The 17,560-nt window shown below is 43.5% G+C and carries 17 protein-coding genes; 2 read left to right on the top strand and 15 right to left on the bottom strand.

The features are described from left to right. Positions 1-65: 65 nt before the first annotated feature. The 8 genes from ABH008_RS03995 to ABH008_RS04030 all read right to left on the bottom strand — a co-directional run bounded on the left by ABH008_RS03995 (position 66) and on the right by ABH008_RS04030 (position 8,549). Positions 66-1,427 (bottom strand): sigma-54 dependent transcriptional regulator, encoded by a 1,362-nt coding sequence (locus ABH008_RS03995; protein WP_347988560.1) that lies wholly within the window; start codon positions 1,425-1,427, stop codon positions 66-68. Beyond that, positions 1,424-3,580: an ATP-binding protein gene (locus tag ABH008_RS04000; RefSeq protein ID WP_347988561.1), complete on the bottom strand. Its 2,157-nt coding sequence runs from the start codon at positions 3,578-3,580 to the stop codon at positions 1,424-1,426. The genes ABH008_RS03995 and ABH008_RS04000 overlap by 4 nt, the downstream gene beginning before the upstream one ends. Next, positions 3,562-4,107 (bottom strand): DUF4390 domain-containing protein, encoded by a 546-nt coding sequence (locus tag ABH008_RS04005; protein WP_347988562.1) that lies wholly within the window; start codon positions 4,105-4,107, stop codon positions 3,562-3,564. Before ABH008_RS04005 ends, ABH008_RS04000 begins: the two co-directional genes overlap by 19 nt. Positions 4,108-4,240: 133 nt before the next feature. Beyond that, a complete protein-coding gene (gene rsmB / locus ABH008_RS04010; RefSeq protein ID WP_347988563.1) occupies positions 4,241-5,536 on the bottom strand; it encodes a 16S rRNA (cytosine(967)-C(5))-methyltransferase RsmB in 1,296 nt (431 codons plus the stop codon). Beyond that, entirely contained in the window at positions 5,533-6,459 is a 927-nt protein-coding gene (gene fmt, locus ABH008_RS04015) for a methionyl-tRNA formyltransferase (RefSeq protein ID WP_347988564.1), read from the bottom strand. The genes rsmB and fmt overlap by 4 nt, the downstream gene beginning before the upstream one ends. Before the next feature lie 11 nt (positions 6,460-6,470). Beyond that, entirely contained in the window at positions 6,471-6,974 is a 504-nt protein-coding gene (def, locus tag ABH008_RS04020; RefSeq protein ID WP_347988565.1) for a peptide deformylase, read from the bottom strand. 139 nt (positions 6,975-7,113) lie between these two features. Then, positions 7,114-7,842, bottom strand: a complete 729-nt coding sequence (cmoA, locus tag ABH008_RS04025; RefSeq protein ID WP_347988566.1) for a carboxy-S-adenosyl-L-methionine synthase CmoA — start codon at positions 7,840-7,842, stop codon at positions 7,114-7,116. 53 nt (positions 7,843-7,895) lie between these two features. Beyond that, a complete protein-coding gene (locus ABH008_RS04030) occupies positions 7,896-8,549 on the bottom strand; it encodes an ABC transporter substrate-binding protein (RefSeq protein ID WP_347988567.1) in 654 nt (217 codons plus the stop codon). Positions 8,550-8,801: 252 nt separating this feature from the next. Between ABH008_RS04030 and ABH008_RS04035 the strand changes: the two genes are divergently transcribed. Beyond that, positions 8,802-9,290, top strand: coding sequence for a glutathione peroxidase (locus ABH008_RS04035; RefSeq protein WP_347988568.1), 489 nt, complete (start codon positions 8,802-8,804; stop codon positions 9,288-9,290). Between the two features lie 60 nt (positions 9,291-9,350). Here the strand turns inward: ABH008_RS04035 and ABH008_RS04040 are convergent, their stop codons facing one another. The 6 genes from ABH008_RS04040 to dhaL form a co-directional block, all read right to left on the bottom strand. Further along, a complete protein-coding gene (locus ABH008_RS04040) occupies positions 9,351-10,517 on the bottom strand; it encodes a flagella assembly protein FlgT middle domain-containing protein (RefSeq protein WP_347988569.1) in 1,167 nt (388 codons plus the stop codon). Next, positions 10,507-11,193 (bottom strand): hypothetical protein, encoded by a 687-nt coding sequence (locus ABH008_RS04045; RefSeq protein WP_347988570.1) that lies wholly within the window; start codon positions 11,191-11,193, stop codon positions 10,507-10,509. The genes ABH008_RS04040 and ABH008_RS04045 overlap by 11 nt, the downstream gene beginning before the upstream one ends. 126 nt (positions 11,194-11,319) lie before the next feature. Beyond that, the gene (gene rsfS / locus ABH008_RS04050; RefSeq protein ID WP_347988571.1) at positions 11,320-11,679 is read right to left on the bottom strand and encodes a ribosome silencing factor; all 360 of its coding nucleotides are present in this window, start codon (positions 11,677-11,679) and stop codon (positions 11,320-11,322) included. Next, on the bottom strand, positions 11,680-12,324 hold the full coding sequence (gene nadD, locus ABH008_RS04055; RefSeq protein WP_347988572.1) for a nicotinate-nucleotide adenylyltransferase: 645 nt from the start codon (positions 12,322-12,324) through the stop codon (positions 11,680-11,682). Then, positions 12,324-13,562, bottom strand: a complete 1,239-nt coding sequence (locus ABH008_RS04060) for a glutamate-5-semialdehyde dehydrogenase (protein WP_347989947.1) — start codon at positions 13,560-13,562, stop codon at positions 12,324-12,326. The genes nadD and ABH008_RS04060 overlap by 1 nt, the downstream gene beginning before the upstream one ends. Positions 13,563-14,008: 446 nt before the next feature. Beyond that, the gene (dhaL, locus tag ABH008_RS04065) at positions 14,009-14,665 is read right to left on the bottom strand and encodes a dihydroxyacetone kinase subunit DhaL (RefSeq protein WP_347988573.1); all 657 of its coding nucleotides are present in this window, start codon (positions 14,663-14,665) and stop codon (positions 14,009-14,011) included. 156 nt (positions 14,666-14,821) lie between these two features. Here dhaL and ABH008_RS04070 point away from each other — a divergent pair, with 156 nt between their 5' ends. Next, positions 14,822-16,600: an EAL domain-containing protein gene (locus tag ABH008_RS04070; protein ID WP_347988574.1), complete on the top strand. Its 1,779-nt coding sequence runs from the start codon at positions 14,822-14,824 to the stop codon at positions 16,598-16,600. A 21-nt stretch (positions 16,601-16,621) separates the two neighbouring features. Here the strand turns inward: ABH008_RS04070 and ABH008_RS04075 are convergent, their stop codons facing one another. Next, positions 16,622-17,107, bottom strand: coding sequence for a hypothetical protein (locus ABH008_RS04075; protein ID WP_347988575.1), 486 nt, complete (start codon positions 17,105-17,107; stop codon positions 16,622-16,624). Positions 17,108-17,560 lie beyond the last annotated feature (453 nt).

Genomic DNA, 17,560 nt, shown 5'->3' on the forward strand with positions numbered 1-17,560 from the left:
TAAACTCTGAGGCTGTCTATAAAAAAGAGGATTCTACTCAAACTATCGCTTAACATCAAGTTAATTTATAGCTTAATTTTTAATGAGTGTAGTTTTCGGTATAAATGAGTACGCTCCATCCCAATAGCTGACGCCAGTTTAGCGACACTACCACCGGTTTTTTCGAAGTGATATTCAAGGTAAGATTTTTCAAAATGATCTCTGGCTTCTTTCAAAGGGAGGTTAAAAAACTCTGGAACATTGCTACCCAATTTCGGTTGTTCGGCGATAGAACCCAATGCCGATTTCACTTCGTCCAGCTCAATATCGCCGCCAGCGCCCAAAATCATCAGGCGTTGGACTAGATTACGAAGCTCACGAATATTGCCCGGCCAGTTATAGTTACGCAGATAATTTTGCGCAGCCATCGAAAAACGCCGAAAGGGTAGTTTTTCGTGTACGACGAAATGATCAACATAAAAATTTAACAAGCTGGGTACATCTTCACTATGTTCGCGTAGGGGTTGGACCTCTATTGTGACGACATTTAACAGGTAATATAGATCCTGACGGAAGCGTCCTTGGTTGACTTCTTCATCTAGAGCCATGCGTGTTGAGGTCACTACCCGCACATCAACACGTACCGTTTGGCTGCCACCAATTCGCAGAAAAGAACTAGATTGTAATGCGCTAAGCAGTCGTGTCTGAGTTTCTGGGTCCATGCCACCAATTTCACCCAGAAATAAAGTGCCACGATGGGCCTGTTCTAGTAAACCTCGATATATTCTGCCGTTATCTTCCCGACCAAAAAACTCAACAGCAGAGTTTTCGGGGGAAATGCTGCCTACCGATACGTCAACAAAGGGGCCGTCTCTACGTGGACTGTTATGATGTAGATAGCGAGCAAATAATTCCTTACCGACCCCGGCTTCACCAACAAATAATACGCGTGCATCGTGTTGAGCTAAGCGTTTAACCTTATCTTTAGTGCGTTCTATGACGGCGCTTTTTCCAATAGGATCAACACCTATCATTAATTGCTGCTTTAGACCGGCGTTTTCGCGTTGTAAGGAGCTGGTTTCCAATGCCCTCTCTACAATTAATAATAATTTTGCCAGTGATAAAGGTTTTTCAAGAAAATCGTAAGCACCTAGTCGGGTGGCTTCTACAGCCGATTCAACAGAAGCGTGGCCGGACATCATAATCACCGGGCAAAGCGCATCATCTTCCGCTACCCATTCACGTAACAACGTAATGCCATCACTATCAGGCATCCATATATCCAATAAAATCAAATGGGGTGGACGCTGATTTTTTAGAGCCCGGGCTTCGCTGGCATTTTGTGCCATGGCGACATCGTAGCCTTCATCCTCAAGGATTTCTGAAACCAATTGCCGAATGTCCTGTTCGTCATCGACCACCATTATGTAAGGTGCTTGCTTATTCATTGATTATTCCCAAATTCAAAAACCGGCAGCTGAATTACAAAACCAGCTCCAGCATTATATGACTTATCTATCCAAATCGCTCCGCCATGTTCCTCGATTATTTTTTTAACGATAGCTAGGCCTAAGCCTGTCCCTTTACTTTTACTAGTGACGTAGGGTTCAAAGATAGTTTCAATCCGCTCGGCATCCAGGCCGCTACCGTTATCATAAATAGTCAACTCCACGTACTCTACGTTATTTCGAATCATTTTAGCTGTTTTAATATCAATACGACATTGTGAGGAAGTGGCTTCCTGAGCATTCTTCAATAAATTATGCAGAACCTGACGGATACTAACAGGATCAACTTCCACGATAACCGCGCCGGTAGAAAACGAAGTGTTAAACAAAATTCCAGAAGGTAAGTATAAGGCTATAACTTCCTGAATTAATTCAACTAGATTGATTTTTTCAACTTGTTTTTTTGACGGTCGAGCATATTCTGAAAAATCATCAACCATGCGTTTCATTGCTTCTACTTGTTGGACAATCGTGCGTGTGCCTCTCTGCAGAAATTCAGCTGAACTATCCTGAAGTTCTTTAGACAGTTTGTGTTGCAAGCGTTCTGCAGATAGCTGTATAGGTGTTAGCGGATTTTTAATTTCGTGTGCCAAACGCCGGGCAACTTCCCCCCAAGCAGCATTTTTTTGCGCTTGAATTAGATCGGTTACATCATCAAAAACCACGACAGCACCTGTGCGAACACCATCCTGAGAAAAAAGTGGTGTACCTCTACAGAGTAATTCCTGTCGACCATTAGGGCCAAGAAAAACGGTGCGCTGTTCCCAGATTTCATCGGCTTTTTCCAGTAATTGTTGAATGCTGTTTAGCATTTCTGCTAATTCTGCATGTTTGCTGGAAAGTGTCATTAGGGTCTGTCCGACAAAATGACTAACAGGAATATGTAAAATCCGGTACGCGGCTTGATTAGCAGTGCGAATAGAAAAAACGGCATCAAAACTGATAACCCCGGCAGTTAAATTGGCCAGTATGGTTTCAAGATAAGCGCGCTGGTTTTCCACTTCCAGACCTGCGGAACGGGTTTCGTCTCGGGAGCGGGCGATGCGACGTGTCATTAAATTGAATGATTCCACCAAGAAACCTAAATCATCTTGATTTGTGATGGGTAGTTGTTGTTTATAATCGCCACTGGCAACAGCCTGAGTACCTTTAACCAGGTCTTTTACCGGAGCGACTATATTGCGAATAATGATGAAAGCTACCCAAATGGCCGCCAGCATACTCAGCAATAAAACCAGCAACAAAATCAGAGAAAAACTGGTTTTTAGCGAATCACGTAAAAAAGTCATTTCCTGATAGCGAATAAAAGCAAATTCGATGGAATCAGCCAGATCGGTCACGCGTACGGGTACTGGATATAAAACCTGAAGATAGCGACTTTGATCGCGCTGAATGGGGACTATGATGCGTACGAGCATTTCATCGTTTTCACTAGGGTCGTAAGCAAAATACTCGCGATTTTGCCGCAGCTGCAACCAAATTTGTTCATCAGGTAGGTGCGGAACTATGTCGCCAGGATTAGTACTGCTGGAAGCAATAATACGTCCCTGATTAGAAAATACGGCAATTTCCATTGCACCGGAATCGGTCCACAGATTGCCAATTTCTAAAGCAATTAAGGATTCGGACTTATCTTGTAATTGTGCTGCAATCTGTCGCGTTTGTTTGATATGCCAGTTCATACGCTGTGACAGGGAAGATTGGCTAAGTTCAAGTGCGTCGTCCATGGCGCGGTCAATTTCGACATTAAACCAACTATCGATACCCTGATGTAAAAACTGTACTGAAAAGTAAAATACAATGGCGGCAGGTGCCAGAGCCAGAAGCACGAACAATGAAACCATGCGCGTCGTGAGTCGAGACCCCGCTTCTTTTTTCTTTAGTTCGCGTATCAGTGAATAGGCATTGACAGCCACCAAGCCAAGCAAAATAATTGAGCCTAGAGTATTAATGACCAATAACCAGGAATACATTTCCCCCAGTTGGGACGATTCCTGTGTGGCACTGCTCATTAATTGTAAGGATAGTAATACAAAGCCAAACAGCACGAAGATAGAAACGCTTGCAGGCAGCTTTATTTTTGAATAGGCCATATCAACCAGTCACTCGATAAAAACCATTGATCATCCAGATACGCTACTGGGCGCAAGGGTATGGGTAGAAATTCACGATTAAATACAGTCCTAACGGCAAGTTCGTAATGCTGCTCAGGTTTCAGCATGGCTTTATCAATCGGCGAGGTATCATGTATCATCGACATAAAGTTAATTGCCGAATTCAAGGTTAAAAACATTTCAATCTGACCCGGTGTTTTAACCTCATATTGATTTAATAAAGCATGAAATTGTAGTGAATAAGGTAATTTTTTTTGATAAACGGCATTATTAAATAGCAAGCCGGATTGACGAATTTCTATCAAAATATCCCAGGCCAGAGGGATGCCTTTATGCAATGCTTCTTTGGCTGTAGGGCTAAGCAAGTATTTTATTTCAGCTGCAACGGTATAAGCTGTAGGTGTTTTCAGAAGTTCTGCATAGCGCACTTTAGCCGCATATTCATTGCTATGACTAAGTGGTGAGCAGGCATTGAGACTCAATAGGATTACAAAATAAATTGGCAAATTTGTCGCTTTAATCTTAAGGTTCTGCCTATAGAAACAGTTAACAAAATGCAGTCCAATATCAAACAATAAGCTTGAAAGTGATGGAGTATGGTTTGCTTTTGACGTACTGAATAACGGGCTTAAGCCGCTGTTAAACCTTTTTGCCAAGTTTGGCATAATAAAAGCCATCCATTTGTTGTTCACCGCTTAAAATCTGCCGCCCCACAGGCCTTGCTGTTCCCCATTCAGCTAGGATTGGAATTTCAAATGCGTCGTGATGGCGATGCAAAAACGCTGTTATTTGTTGTTCATTTTCTATTTTAAGCACCGAGCAGGTGGCGTATAGCAAAATTCCTCCGGGTGCCAATAGTTGCCAGGCTGTATCGAGTATTTGGCTTTGTAACGATTGCAGCGTAGCAATGTCAGATACTCTGCGTAGTATTTTTATATCCGGGTGGCGACGTATCACGCCAAATCCAGAGCAAGGTGCGTCCAATAAAATACGCTCAAATTGCCGGTTTTTTGCCCAGTTACTTGCTTGTAAAGCATCAGCAGCCAATGTATCCGCCGTTAATTTTAGGCGTTGTAAATTGTCTTGGATACGCTGCAAACGTAGAGCGTCAATGTCAACAGCAAGCAGGCTTTTTAAGGTTGGTTGATGCTCAAGAATGGCGGCTGTTTTGCCGCCGGGCGCTGCACATAAATCTAAAACCTGTTGACCGGGTTGAACCTCCAGTAGTTCTGCAGCCAGTTGTGCGGCTATATCTTGTACTGAAACGCGTCCGGTTTCGAAACCAGGTAACTGGTCAACGCCTACTGCTTGATCAAGCAGCAGTGCAGACGAGCAAAAATCAACTGCTTGTGCAGCAATGCCCTGTTCTAAGAGTAGGTCTAGATAGTCGTCGCGGCTACCTTGTAATAAATTTACACGTAAAGCCATGGGTGGTGCTTGTAAATTTGCTTGCAAAATTTGCACAGATTGCGATGGCCAGTTTTCTTCCAGCGCATGTATTATCCATGCGGGGTGGTTGTTACGCGCTTGATCATTACCTGTACAAGCCAGTTGTAAAGCTTCGCTATCACGCAAATATTGTCTGAGTATGGCGTTAACTAAAGATTTTGCCCAAGGCTTGTGTTTGGTGGCGGCAACTGTCTCAGACACAGCTGCATGCGCTTTAACCCGCATGTGTTGAAGTTGATAAAGGCCTAGCAACAGTAGCGCTTTGATGTCGCCATCTTTTTGTTTAAGTGGATTGCTAAGCAATTGCTTAAGTATGAAGTCCAACTCAAAATAATGTCTGATAACACCATAACAGAGTGCTTGAACAAAGGCACGATCCTGGTTTTCCTTAAGTTTCGGTAGCTGGGTCGATAATGCTCGGGTTAGAGACATGCCATCATTGATAACCTGTGACACTATCAGTGCGGCAATGCTACGTAAATTCATATGCCTAGCTCGACGCCATTAGCGTGTTGAGCGTTGAGAAAGTCTTTTCCTGCAATGCGTTTGCCACCCGGTAACTGTATCTCAAGTAAGCGTAATATTCCTTGGCCAGTAGTGATATCCAGTGCATTATTTTCAGTGCTGATTGTGCCAACGGGTAGCGGTCCTTCGTCCTCAATAACAGCACATTGCCATACTCTTAATACTTCCCCTTTGAATAGCGTTTGAGCGACAGGCCAAGCGTTTAGTCCGCGAATTTTTCTATCCAGAACTACTGCAGATTCCCGCCAGTCAAGTTGGGCTTCACTTTTTTCCAGTTTATGGGCGTAGGTTACCAATGCTTCGTTTTGAGGCTCTGGAATACACAGTCCTTTCTCAATGAGTCCCAGGGTTTCTACTAAGCCTTTAGCTCCAAGTTTGGCAAGTTGATCATGTAAGCTACTGGATGTATCTGTTGGCGTTATTGCGCATTCCAATTTATAAAGCATATCGCCTGCGTCGAGTTTTTTAACCACTTTCATAATGGTAATGCCGGTTTTGTCATCACCCGCCATCACTGCTCTATGAATAGGGGCCGCACCACGCCAACGAGGTAATAGTGAGCCGTGAACGTTAATACATCCCAATTTAGGAATGTCTAAAACTGCTTGCGGCAAAATGAGTCCATAAGCCACTACGATTAGTAGATCAGCATTTAAATGGGCTAATGTTTCAACATCTGCGGGCAATTTAAAGTTTTCTGGTTGAAAAACCGTAATGTCGGCGCTAAGTGCCAGTGCTTTTACAGGACTAGCTGTCAGCTTGCGACCTCTGCCAGCTGGTCGGTCTGGCTGGGTATAAACTGCGCACACTTCATGTGTTGACTCAAGCAATGCTTGTAAGCAGGGTACCGCAAAATCTGGAGTGCCTGCAAAAATAATTTTCATGTTAGTTTAGTTCAGGCATGGGCTTTATGGATTTTTTCCAACTTTGCTTTGATTCTGCTGCGTTTAAGCGTGGATAAATAATCGACAAACAGTTTGCCTTGTAGATGATCCATTTCGTGTTGAATACAAACAGCCAGTAAGCCGTCGGTTTCTAATTCGAATGGTTCGCCTTCACGATCAAGTGCTCGCACCTTAATTCGATCAGCTCGACTGACAGATTCAAAAAATCCAGGTACGGATAAACAGCCTTCTTCGGAATCTTCACTACCGCTGGATTCTAAAATGACTGGATTAATCAGGCACAAAGGTTCATTTTTATCTTCACTGACATCAATGACAATCAGACGTTTATGTACATTCACCTGAGTGGCAGCCAAGCCTATACCTTTGGCAGCATACATGGTTTCCAGCATGTCGTCGATCAATGTTTTAATGCTTGAGTCAACGGTGCTTACTTCGCTTGCTACCGTTCTCAAGCGTCTGTCAGGAAATTCCAAAATGGTTAAAGTGCTCACCCATATTACTCCACGTACTAAATGTTAATAACAGAATTTTATCCGAAAACTGCCAATGTTTGTATCCGGTGTTTTCTGGAAAGCTTTTCGGCTTGTTAAAGCCCCTTACACAGTCGCTAATTGCCAGACAGAATTGGGTTTATTTTAAAGCGATCATTGATGCAAAATTAAAATATTGAAACCAAACTTCCACGCTACTAAAACCAATATTCTGTAGGCGATTTTGGTGTGTCACAAAGGTTTCTGGGATGAGTACATTTTCCAGTGCAGTTCGTTTCTGGCTGATTTCCATATCACTGTAACCTTGGTTTTTTTTGAAAAGATGATGTAAATCACTTTGCAAGTGCTGTTGGCGAGGGTCGTCGAAAGCCAGTTTTTCAGACAAAATCAGAATGCCTCCAGGCAATAATCCTGCGTAGATTCGCGATAACAATCGCTGCCTGTCGGCTAGTGGAATAAATTGCAGGGTAAAATTAAGAACTACGACAGAAGCTTGTTTTATGCTTATATCTCTAAGGTCTCCACAAATGACATCAATCATCTGTGTGGAATTAGGGGGTAGAGTTTTCTGTAGTCGCTCAACCATGTCTGGAGAGTTATCTATTGCTACAATCCGGCAATTTTCAGCGGTAATTTGCTGTTGCATGGCCAGTGTAGCTGCGCCTAAAGAACACCCCAGATCGTAGCAATAACTATTGTCACGACTAAATCGACCGGCGAGTAAACCTATCGCCGAAATAATAGTGCTGTAACCAGGAACAGAGCGTTGAATCATGTCCGGGAATACATCGACTACAGAGGCGTCGAATTTAAAAGCAGCAACTTTTCCGAGCGGATTAGCGTAAAGAGAGTCTTTCTCGAATGGCATAGCTGATAGCTCCCGGTTACTTAAAAACCGGGAACTTTACGAATAGAAAAAAATTAAGATTTGTCAGAGTTAGTATTATTTAATGCTTCTGCATTCTTTTTAGCTAATTGATTAATAACTTCTTGTAACGAGCCAGCACGTTCCGCATCATTTTTAAAGCCGGTACGATAATTGGTAACCAGACTGACACCTTCAATGATAAAGTCGTACACTTTCCAACCATTTTGTGTGTTTAGCATACGATAATTGATAGAAATGGGTTGCAGGCCGGGTTGTAAAATTTCAGTTTTAACCACTACTTTTTTGTCATCACCCTCGCTGTTGATAGGCAAAAATCTGACTGACCAATCTTTCAGTTCAAACAGTGCGCGCGAATAAGTTCTGATCAACAAGGTTTGAAATTCTTTTTTAAAGCTTTCTTTTTCATTGGGAGTAGCCTCTTTCCAAAGCTTACCCAGTACCAGAGAGGAAATTAGATCAAAATCAATTTGTGGATAAATTACTTGGTTAACAAAGTCGGTTATTTTTTGAAAATCGTGTGCAAAATTAGGGTCTTGCAAGTGTTGTTTCAGTTTATTTGAGGCGTCTTCAATTGCCACTTGTGGCGAAGCTAAATCTGCCGCAAATACTGAAGTGCTGCCAAAAAGTCCCAGGCACAAACTTAAAACGACAGACTGGATAAAAAATTTATAACTTTTAACTCTCATAAAAGACATCTCAAAAAAGTGTTTTCGGGAAAACCTGTAAGGGTAACTATTCAGCGTAAAGCTATAAATGGGTTACATTGTGTTGCGCCACATCAATTCATGGATTGTATGTTAGCAATTTGCAGGTATTATACATGATAATAACGACGATTTTGCAATCGATTAACAGTTAAAATCATAGGGTTAAATCAGGCTGGATAGCTGGCATTGCGTTTACCCCCAGTTACTTTAAACTATCAGGAAAGGTTAAACATGCACAGTATTTATGCATTTACCGTTAAGACTGCCGATGGGCAAGCATTACCACTGGAAAAGTATCGGGGGCAGGTGTTATTAATGGTTAACACGGCCAGTCATTGTGGCTTCACTCCGCAATATCAAGGTCTGGAAACGCTTTATCAAAACTATCAAAAAGACGGTTTTGTGATTTTAGGTTTTCCGTGTAATCAATTTGGTCAGCAAGAGCCGGGCGATAATGCCGGTATTGTCAGTTTTTGTCAGAAAAATTACGGGGTTAGTTTTCCAGTATTAGCTAAAATAGATGTGAATGGTAAGCAGGCTGATCCACTCTTTACGTATCTGAAAACCGCTGCGCCGGGCATTTTGGCTACTGAAGCTATCAAATGGAATTTCACTAAATTTTTAATTGATAGAGAAGGTAAAGTCTACAAACGTTATGGTTCGTTGATAACACCTGCCCGCATAAAAACCGATATTGAGTACTTATTAGGTAGTGCATAATCTGTCATTACTGAGCTTACAGCCCATTTTTTAAAATGATCAAATAATTACGCTGAATAATTATTTTAATGTCGCGCTTTTTACCCAGTCGCCGGGATGTACGCTTAATATCTCACCACCATCCAACGTGCCCATGGCGGCATTGGAACTCACATCCGTAATGGTTAATACGCCCTGGCTTGCAGGAAAAGTGGTGCCAAAGCCGCTAGTCGTACTGCTGGCAGGATAAACTTTGAATTGATCCCCCGTTTTGACCTTATCCTGAGCGCCGGCAGCAATGATAATATGGTTTTGACTAATTTGTGTAACACGACTGGCAAAAGGAAAGCACAGAAACAGTCGGCGAATATCATCACTGGCTTGTTGAATGATGGTATTAATGCTATGTCCTGCAGGGGTATCATTAAAGCGTTCACTGCCAACGGTATAACCTGCGGGTAAAGACACATCGCCAAGAATAGAATCCGTATAACGATGTTGAAACACTAGAGCGCCGCTGAAGCCGTCGTAGACATAGATATCAATGCCTATGCTACGCCGTGATACCATATCTCTAACCAGAGACTTAATTTCCGCAAACAGACCCGTACCACGCACATATTGGGTTGATTCAATTTTAAAGTCACGTATCACACCGGCTAATACAAATTGAGCATCCTGTTGGCGAGCAATATTGAGTATGCTGGAGCCAACATAGCTGGTCGAAGGTAAAATGTCTGGTGCCAGATCGGGCTTACTGTAAAGAACGGTATTAGTCAGGTTGCGACCGATAAAGTCGCCGCTTTCTGTTAAGCGATTATTAATTTCTCTGGGAATGCCCCCAAACAAGTCTTGGCTTTCGCTGCCGCTGATTTGGTCAGTATTCACAACAGGAAATGCGGTGGCTACGATTTTTTTGCGATACGCTGACTCGCAAACTTGTTTATCAGATAATTGTGCCAGAATCTGTACATGATATACATTACCTTCTTGCCACTCATCAACCACCTTAATTTCGGTCATTAATGGCGAATTGCCTGTATTTTTTCCGCGTAATTGTTCGGCAGCTATTTGTGTTGCTGCTTCTATGGCTTCGCGTCTGGCTTGCGGTTTGTCGCCTTGTGCCATCAATGCACTTCCTTCTGCACTGGTTTGCCGGGCAGAAACCTCGCTGGCATTAAGCGGCTGTTTGGTTTCGCTACAGGCTGTGAGCAGCAGCAAAATTAGCAGCAGACGACTAATAGCCATTGATCAGTACCTGCAAGAAATAAGCGCGAGCGAACAGGCTGGCACCGGTATGGACTATCCATTGTGAATCGGGCAAGCCCGCATTTAACAGGGTATCATCAACACTATTAGTGGTTTTAGAAAAGCCCTGTACTTGATATTGATCGCCGCAATCCGTATTGGCACAATTCAGGTTAACGGTAGTGATACGGGCAGGTTTAAAACCCAAACGTGTCAACCCCAGCTTTTTATCTTCTTTCAGACATCGATTAATTTGCGCAGTATCTCCCGACATACAGGTATAGAATCGGGGGCTTACTTTTAATTCCATAGTGGCTTTAAGTACATCTTTCAGCGTTTGTTTGTCGACAGAACGTGCGTCGCGTAAATACGTGTCGACATAAATGCGATACGCTTCGTCCTTCATGACTTGTGAGCCAACGGTGTTTTGGTCATCCAGCACTTCCTGATACAACTGGGCGGCCAAATCCCGGTTTGCATCTCGCTTTGCGGCTTGCTCTGCCATTAACCAACGCTGATTGGCTGGTACATTAAAACCCTCTTCCAACCGCGCAAAACCGGAAGCGCGAAAAACTTTGCCTTGTGATTCGGCCTGATATTTAGAACCGTTACTGGCACACCCCGTCAACATAACAAGTAATAATATGGCAAAAATCCACAGTGATGAATATTTCATATTCCCTCCTAATCATTACCTTGTCATCGACTGAAATCAGCAATTCTTGAGTTTATAGCGAATGATAATTTTAATGTGCGGTCACAATTGCCAGTTTATTTGCCCAAGCTCATCGTGTAGCAGTGATCAGGGCGCACCGGTTTTAGACTGAGATTCTGCGCTGGCTGGTACTGACCACAATTTTTCCAGTTGATAATATTCGCGGGCTTGTCCAGTCATTACATGCAAAATTACATCCCCCAGATCCAGCAACATCCAGTCGGAACCAGTTTGTCCCTCCAGTCCCAAAGGTTGAACACCCAGTTCTTTAGCCTTTATCTGCACATAATCGCACAAAGAGCGGGCATGGCGCGATGAGCTGGCGGAAACGATTACCATATAATCGGTAATACTGGTTTTATTCTGTACATCCAAGCTGATGATATGTAGTCCTTTACGTAAATCAAGTTCGGTTTCAACTACTTTAACTAATTCGTTACTTTGCATTCAATATCCTGAGGGTAATGGAGGGGTTTGTTGGAACAATTGATGTTGTTGGATATAAGCCAGAACAGCATCGGGTAATAAAAACTGCGCACTGCTGCCGCTGGCTATGAGTTGTCTAATTTGCGTGGCGGAAATATCCAGTAGAGTAACGCTTAAAAAAAGCAAGTGTCCAGCAGTCTGGTGCGCTAAAAGAGCCTGATCTTCAATCCAGCGTGTTTGCAAAACAGGTGGCAATGCTTGCGGCATATAACCGGGGCGGGTAACAACCACCAGATGCGCATATTCGAACAGTCGCTGCCATTCATGCCAGCTTTCCAATCCGGCAAATGCATCGCTACCAATAATCAAAATTAAAGGCGTCTCTGCAAATTCGGTGCGTAAAGATTGCAGAGTGTCTACCATATAAGACGGTCCCGGTCGCTGTAGTTCGCGCTGATCAACTTGCAAGCCTGGGGTTGCAGAAATGGCCAGTTCCAGCATGGACAGGCGCATTTCGGGAGATGCTTCAGGTTGTTGTCGATGTGCAGGCAAGCGACAAGGCAGCATGCGTATATGCTGCAGTGCCAGCCGTTCTTTTACTTCTACTGCTGTGCGCAAATGCCCGTAGTGGACAGGATTAAAGGTGCCACCATAAATACCAATCATCAGTGCCTGATATGACCGTCACCCAAAACTACAAATTTCACAGAAGTCAGGCCGTGTAAGCCTACAGGACCTCTGGCATGTAATTTATCGGTACTAATGCCAATTTCAGCGCCCAAGCCATATTCAAAACCATCGGCAAAACGCGTAGAGGCATTCACCATAACCGAACTGGAGTCGACTTCACGTAAAAAACGTCGTGCCAGACTGTAATCTTCAGTAACAATCGCTTCGGTATGGGCCGAACTGTAAGTGTTTATATGACTAAGAGCTTCGTCTATATCAGTAACAATTTTAATTGATAGAATCGGGGCCAGATATTCAGTATGCCAATCTGCTTCAGTGGCTCGTACACAATTATCAAGCAGAGAGCAGGTTTTCAGGCAGCCTCTTAGTTCCACCTGTTTTTCAGCAAACAATGCTGCCAAAATGGGTAAAATTTCAACGGCGATGCTTTCGGCGACTAATAAAGTTTCCATTGCATTACACACGCCATAGCGATGGGTTTTGGCATTGAGTGCAATCGCCACCGCTTTTTGGATGTCAGCTTTACCATCAATATACACATGGCAGATACCATCTAAATGTTTTATCACTGGAATAGTGGCTTCGCGGCTGATACGTTCAATCAGACTTTTACCACCGCGCGGCACAATCACATCGACATACTGGCTCATGGTAATCAGTTCACCCACGGCTGCTCGGTCTGCCGTTTCTACGACCTGTACAGACTCAGCAGGTAAGCCCGCAGCCTGCAATCCTTGTGTAATACAGGCGGCAATGGCGCGGTTAGAGTGTAAGGATTCGGAACCGCCGCGTAAAATACAGGCATTGCCTGCTTTAAGGCACAAAGCCGCAGCATCAATAGTAACATTGGGGCGCGATTCATAAATAATACCAATCACTCCAAGTGGCACGCGCATTTTACCCACCTGAATACCGCTGGGTCGGAAACTCAAGTCAGTAATTTCACCCACAGGATCGGGTAAGGCTGCAACCTGTTTTAAGCCATCTATCATGGCTTGCATGCGCTGAGGTGTTAATTCCAGTCTATCCAGCGAGGCTGCATCCATGTCATTAGCACGGCCGGCCTGAAGATCTTTGCTATTTTCCACGCTTAAGGTGGCGCTGGCAGCTGTTATTGCTTCCGCTATGTTCAACAGGGCGCGATTTTTTTGGCCAGTGTCGGCTTTGCAAATCTCTCTGGCGGCCTGTCTGGCTTGCTGCCCCAATTGCTGCATGTATTCTTTAGTATTCACACACTGTCCGATAAATATAAAAAGGGTATTATACGAATGGCGCTTTCTTAAGGGTATATTTTATATAACTATAGCCTATAGGTATGTGTGGTATAGGCCGTAGGCTGGGTTTCACTTTGTTCAACCCAGCCTACGTCATTGAATGTATAAATGTTTCTTAAGTAAGTAGCATCTCAGTATTATACCTGTTAAATCAGGGTTTTGTCAGTGTTTGCACAATAAGTATGCTGACTAAGAATTTGCTTAAAAATTACTTTCCTGTATAGGTGGCGCACATTGTGCAAGATTGATGCGCCGCTCGTTGGTTGGTATATCCTACAAGGCGTGTAATTCGTAGATGTGCCAATCAACGGGCGACGTATCGGAAGAAAATTAATACAAACGGGTTGAGCCAAACCGGAAAGTTAATGCTTACTACACTCTTAGTTCTATGGTTTAATCTGGCCCACTGCAATTTCGCTTTTCAACACGCTAGCTACGGCGGATATCATTAGTTCTGCGGTTTTAGCGCCAGCATCAATATGGCCACGGCTACGTTCACCTAAAAACGATGCCCGGCCTTTAGTGGCGAGCATGTCGCGAGTGGCTTCTGCACCCGTTGCCGCCACCTGGCAAAGGTTATCTAAAACCAGTGTTAAATCCTGATTAGCCTCCGCGCTCTGTTGTAAGCAATGGGCAACAGGAATTAATACATCCAACAGGGTTTTTTCGCCTACATCAGACTTGCCGCGTTGTTTTACCGCCGCAATGGCTAGGGAAAATATTTGTGAAAAGTGAGGAAAATCCAAACACCGATCACTGCTGTGTTTGTGTAAACTTAAAAATAAAGTGGCATACAAAGAGCCGGAGGCGCCGCCGACAGACGACATTAACAGCATGCCTATTTTCTGCCAGGCTTCAGGCCAGGATAACAGGCTAATGGTGGCACTGTTGGCTTCCAAAGCCTGTAAGCCACGTTGTAAATTGAGCAAATGATCGCCATCGCCGATGGCCTCATCAAGTGCGGTTATAGACTCAGCCTGACTGTCAAGGGACTGTTTGATGTTAGCAATTAAAACAGGAAATACTTTAGGGGTAATGGTCATAATGTTTCCAAACAAACAAGATAATAGGCTGAGTGGGAATTATAAAACTGCTAAGGAGGAATAAAAACCGTTGATTTGCCTAAAAGGCGCTGTAATTAAATCGTCATAAATAAGTGCTTTAATTTAAAGAAACTTTTTTTAATGGGTGTAAAAAACATGATGTTTTTCCCAATAGACTCATTCGATATTGCTCTAAACGATGTTAAAAAGCAACCGTTCGGAGAGGATGAGTTCTCTTTTTCCGTCAGACATCTATTGATCTATGTAGAACCCATCAGCATAAAAACCCGTTGTGTAGAAGTGTTGGATCATTTTATCAGCAACGAAGAGTTACTGGCGGTAGTGATTATTGACAAAAATCATATCCCGGTTGGCATTATCGACCGTGGGCGGATGACAGAAATTTTTCTCCGCCCGTTTGCCAGAGATTTGCTGCATAAAACATCTATTGCAGAAATTATGGACGCTCATCCTATTATTGTTGATATCAATGCCAATATTGATGACATTTCCAAAATTATTCTGGATGCCGGTATGCGGCATATGGTTAGCGGTTTTATCGTGCTGGAAGACGGCATCTATGTCGGCATGGCAACTGGCCACGCCTTACTGGAATGTATTACTTTGCGTCGTCAACGCGATCTTTATATGCTGGCGCATTACGATCAGCTAACCGGTTTACCCAATCGCCTACTATTCAATGATCGTCTGCAACAAGCCTGTCAAAATGCGGCACGCAACAAAACCGTATTGGCTTTGGTATTTGTTGATTTGGATCGCTTTAAATTTATTAACGACAGTATGGGGCATAGCTTTGGTGATCGTTTATTGATGATTACTGCTGAGCGCTTACTATCCAGTGTTCGTCAATCGGATACGGTCGCTCGTTTGGGTGGGGATGAGTTTGTGGTGATTTTGCAAAATATTAATCACCAGACAGATGCTGAAGCAGTGCTGTTAACTATTATTGATCAACTGCAATTGCCTATGCCGGTTTTTGGTCGTGACATAAAAATTACCGCCAGTATGGGCATGGCTTTTTATCCCAAACATGCAGAAGATATTGATGGCTTAATCCGCAAAGCCGATGCAGCCATGTATGAAGTAAAAGAGCGCGGACGTAATGCGTACATGATATACAGCCCGGAAATGGAATCGGGTAAAATCAGTCGCATGGGGGTAGAAACCCAATTACGCATGGCTTTGGAAGCCAATGAGTTTTCGCTTTTTTTTCAGCCGCAAATCCGTTTAAGTGATCGCCAAATTATTGGTGTAGAAGCCTTGTTACGCTGGCATCATCCCCATTTAGGCATGGTGTCGCCAGCTACATTTATCCCCATTGCCGAAGAAACGGGGTTAATCGTACCCATAGGCGAATGGGTGCTTAGAGCGGCCTGTCTGCAACAATTGCGTTGGCAGCAACAAGGCTTACCCGCATTGCGTATGGCGGTTAATATCTCGGCACTACAATTTCAACAACCGGCATTTTGCCAGCAGGTAAAGAGCATTATTCAAGACACCGGTATTGATGCACAATATTTGGAATTGGAGCTGACAGAAAGCGGGATTATGAAGCGTGCCGAATTGGCGGTGCAAACCCTAAACGAATTAGGCAGTCAGGGCGTTAAACTGGCTATAGATGATTTTGGTACCGGTTATTCCAGTCTTAGTTATTTAGGAAAGTTTCCGATTGACCGCATTAAAATCGATCAATCCTTTATTCGTAATATAGAAAATACGCCGGCAAATCAGGCCATAGTAAAGGCTATTATTGCGCTGGCGGATAATTTGGGTTTGCAAACGGTGGCAGAAGGTGTGGAAACGGTTGCAGAACTAAATTGTGCGCTTGCCTACCACTGTCACGAAGTGCAAGGCTATTATTTTGCCAAGCCGATGGCCGAGGCGGAGCTAGTCAGTTGGTATCAGCAGTATTAAAGCGCAATGCTGTCACTCTGGTTAATCTTCAACGACCATTTTATCTTCTGGCTGTTCAAGTCGATACTTATCCAGTAAATAAGCTTCCAGCCAGGTTGACGTATTGGCCTGTTTAAATTTGCTGGCATCGGCGGTTTGTAACAGGCGTTGGCGTACTGCATGGTGTGGCAGTAACAACAGCTCTATATCTGACATGGCCACAAATTTATCCGGAGCGGTGTTTTTACCATTAAAGATTTTAAACAACTGGTTCTTTTTTAAACCCAGGTGGAAATTAAGTTCCTCGCGGAATTCCAGAAACAAGGGGAGTAAATCACTGCCAGAGCTAGACTCATCGTGTAAGCGATGCAGTCTGTGTAATAAATGATACACAGCAAAGCGGTACAATTCCGATTCGCGCACAAACAGGCGCGCAGCTGTAGAGCGCATAGATATGCGATCAGCATTATTCAGCCGCATAGAGACGATATGTTTTTTATCGTCCAGCAAATAGTCGTTTTCGTTCAATGCAGATCCTTTTCCGTTATGCACACGGTACGTGCAAAAAAACCGGGTACCAACCCCGAGTACGGCTGGGAAGTGTAAAGCACAAATGTTACAGATTTATAACAATTGCTGTTTTATATGGCTTAAGTCAGCAGAGCGGGGGTGTAAGTGTAATACATCTGTGGGGTGTTTTCGCGAATTGTCACTAGGGTGTAACCGTAATCCACGATTAGTTCTGAAATAATCTGCCGCACATAAAGAGACAGCCAAACAGCAAGCAACTCGATCAATTTAACCACTATTTACTTACTGTGCTTGCTTGTTGCAATTCGACGTAGCGAACAAGTCGATTTGATGTGTGTTTGTATTACATTTCCGCAAACTGTCACGGATGTGTAACGAAAATCACCATATCGGTGTGGAATAATTCGTGGTGTATCACAGAATGCCGTGAGTATCGGTCAGGCTAAAGGT

It is taken from the genome of Methylomonas sp. AM2-LC, from assembly GCF_039904985.1.
Lineage (GTDB): Bacteria > Pseudomonadota > Gammaproteobacteria > Methylococcales > Methylomonadaceae > Methylomonas.

Excerpts from the sequence above, each read along its gene's own strand:
- fmt (WP_347988564.1), bottom strand. The coding sequence starts at position 6,459 with ATGAAAATTATTTTTGCAGGCACTCCAGATTTTGCGGTACCCTGCTTA.
- dhaL (WP_347988573.1), bottom strand. The coding sequence starts at position 14,665 with ATGACCATTACCCCTAAAGTATTTCCTGTTTTAATTGCTAACATCAAA.
- rsmB (WP_347988563.1), bottom strand. The coding sequence starts at position 5,536 with ATGAATTTACGTAGCATTGCCGCACTGATAGTGTCACAGGTTATCAAT.
- rsfS (WP_347988571.1), bottom strand. The coding sequence starts at position 11,679 with ATGCAAAGTAACGAATTAGTTAAAGTAGTTGAAACCGAACTTGATTTA.
- ABH008_RS04070 (WP_347988574.1), top strand. The coding sequence starts at position 14,822 with ATGATGTTTTTCCCAATAGACTCATTCGATATTGCTCTAAACGATGTT.
- ABH008_RS04060 (WP_347989947.1), bottom strand. The coding sequence starts at position 13,562 with ATGCAGCAATTGGGGCAGCAAGCCAGACAGGCCGCCAGAGAGATTTGC.
- cmoA (WP_347988566.1), bottom strand. The coding sequence starts at position 7,842 with ATGCCATTCGAGAAAGACTCTCTTTACGCTAATCCGCTCGGAAAAGTT.
- ABH008_RS04000 (WP_347988561.1), bottom strand. The coding sequence starts at position 3,580 with ATGGCCTATTCAAAAATAAAGCTGCCTGCAAGCGTTTCTATCTTCGTG.
- nadD (WP_347988572.1), bottom strand. The coding sequence starts at position 12,324 with ATGATTGGTATTTATGGTGGCACCTTTAATCCTGTCCACTACGGGCAT.
- ABH008_RS03995 (WP_347988560.1), bottom strand. The coding sequence starts at position 1,427 with ATGAATAAGCAAGCACCTTACATAATGGTGGTCGATGACGAACAGGAC.
- ABH008_RS04035 (WP_347988568.1), top strand. The coding sequence starts at position 8,802 with ATGCACAGTATTTATGCATTTACCGTTAAGACTGCCGATGGGCAAGCA.
- ABH008_RS04040 (WP_347988569.1), bottom strand. The coding sequence starts at position 10,517 with ATGGCTATTAGTCGTCTGCTGCTAATTTTGCTGCTGCTCACAGCCTGT.
- ABH008_RS04045 (WP_347988570.1), bottom strand. The coding sequence starts at position 11,193 with ATGAAATATTCATCACTGTGGATTTTTGCCATATTATTACTTGTTATG.
- ABH008_RS04030 (WP_347988567.1), bottom strand. The coding sequence starts at position 8,549 with ATGAGAGTTAAAAGTTATAAATTTTTTATCCAGTCTGTCGTTTTAAGT.